Here is a 2,165-nt window from a genome sequence, read left to right as displayed (position 1 = left end):
CCAAATTTAATCTTTCCTTTTGGATATATTCCACTTTCGCCCAGTATTTCTTCTATACGGATAAGCTGGTTGTATTTAGCCATACGATCGGTACGTGATGCAGAACCGGTTTTAATTTGTCCGCAATTTAAGGCCACAGCCAAATCAGCGATGGTGGTATCTTCTGTTTCACCGCTTCTGTGGCTCATGATAGTATTGTAACCAGCTTGCTGTGCCATACTTACGGCATTAATGGTTTCTGTAACGGTTCCAATCTGGTTTACTTTAACCAATAAAGCATTGGCAATGCCTTCGTTAATACCTCTTTCTAATCTTGTAACATTGGTAACAAATAAATCATCACCTACTAACTGGCATTTTTTACCCACTGCTTCAGTAAGCATTTTCCATCCTTTCCAGTCATCTTCTGCCATGCCATCTTCAATACTGCAAATAGGATATTGCTTTACCCAGCTTGCCCAGTAAGCCACCAATTGCTCACTCGTCATTTTCTTTCCGTCACTCTTATGAAAAATATATTTCTTTTCTTTAGCATTCCATAATTCACTGTTAGCAGCATCCATTGCAATCATAACCTGGCTGCCGGTTTTGTATCCTGCTGCCTGTATTGCTGTCAGCACCGTTTCAATAGCTTCCTCATTGCTTTGAATGTTGGGAGCAAAGCCACCTTCATCACCTACGTTAGTGCTGAAGCCTTTCTTTTTTAATACTGTTTTTAAAGCATGAAAAATATCTACACCCCACCGTAAGCCTTCGCTAAAAGATGTGGCACCAATGGGCATTACCATAAATTCCTGGAAGTCTATTTTATTATCGGCATGTGCGCCACCATTTAAAATATTCATCATTGGTATGGGCAAAATTTTCGCATTTGTTCCACCAATGTATCTGTACAAAGGAAGGTTAGCTTCCAGCGCTGCGGCTTTTGCAACAGCCATACTAACGGCCAGCATTGCGTTAGCGCCAAGCTTTCCTTTATTAGCGGTACCATCTAAACCTTGCAAAGCAGCATCAATACCGGTTTGGTCAGCAATATCCCAGCCCAGTAAATTATCTGCAATAATGGTGTTTACATTTTTAACGGCTTTTAAAACACCTTTACCTCCGTATATTTTTTTGTTATCGTCTCTTAATTCCACTGCTTCGTGGATGCCAGTGCTGGCTCCGCTTGGTACAGCCGCCCTGCCCAAATGCTCGTTCTCTGTTAATACGTCAACTTCTACTGTAGGATTGCCACGGCTGTCTAAAATTTGACGGGCATGAATGGATGCGATGTAACTCATTGTTTTTTGGAGGTTTTTATTTTAAAAGTTAGATAGTTTGCAAATTTCTGCTTTAGTTAGGATAAAAGCAAAATTATATTGAAGGCGCTTTTTTTGGATATTTTTGGGTATGTAATTGAGTATTTTGCAACCGCTGCGTACTATTGGTTTTACTTGAAAGCACTTGTTTTAAAGGGGATGATTTTATTTACAAGTACAATACAGGGTATTTATTTATCTTCCGTTAATTGCCTGAATACACTTTCTAAATTACCCGTTGCTTCGCTTTGAAGAGAAACGATATTGAGATTTTTATTTAAAGTTATTTCAATTATTTTTCTTTTTAAATTATCAGCATTATCTGTTTTAAACAGCCAGGTATTGGAATTAAGTTGTTTGATGTTTTGAATGCCGTCGAAAATTTCGGATTTTACTACTTCTTTTATTTCTAATCTCAATTCGCTAAAATGCTTATTACCAAGAAGGTTACTCAAAGTATCATCAGCTACAATATTACCTTTGCTTATAATGATAACTCTTTCGCATAAGGCCTGTACCTCCTGCATAATATGCGATGAAAACAACACCGTTTTATTTTTACCTAATTCTTTTATCACTCCCCTTATTTCTACAATCTGGTTAGGATCCAGGCCGCTGGTGGGTTCATCTAAAATTAGTACATCGGGGTTGTGGATTAGTGCAGCGGCCAACCCTACACGTTGTTTATATCCTTTACTTAACTGCCCAATTTTTTTGTTGGCCTCCACACTTAAGCCAACAGTTTTTATTACTTCTTCTATTTTTTCTTTTTTATTATTTACTTCATGCACATTGCTTACAAAATCTAAATACTCTCTTACATACATATCATGATATAGCGGATTAGCTTCGGGCAGATAACCA

Annotated in this window: 2 protein-coding genes; both read right to left on the bottom strand. The window is 37.8% G+C overall.

Translation table 11 applies throughout. The annotated features are described in order from the left end of the window. The coding region (gene eno, locus ACY65O_RS12720) for a phosphopyruvate hydratase (RefSeq protein WP_462221234.1) at window positions 1-1,283 on the bottom strand (1,283 nt) is incomplete at its 3' end. Window positions 1,284-1,492: 209 nt separating this feature from the next. Next, window positions 1,493-2,165 (bottom strand): ATP-binding cassette domain-containing protein (locus tag ACY65O_RS12715; RefSeq protein WP_462221233.1); only part of this gene is annotated, 673 nt, incomplete at its 5' end.

Source organism: Ferruginibacter sp., from assembly GCF_031430955.1.
Taxonomy (GTDB): Bacteria; Bacteroidota; Bacteroidia; order Chitinophagales; family Chitinophagaceae; genus Ferruginibacter.
The sequence above is the reverse complement of the archived record's forward strand: the minus strand, read 5'-3'. Positions and strand labels throughout refer to the sequence as shown.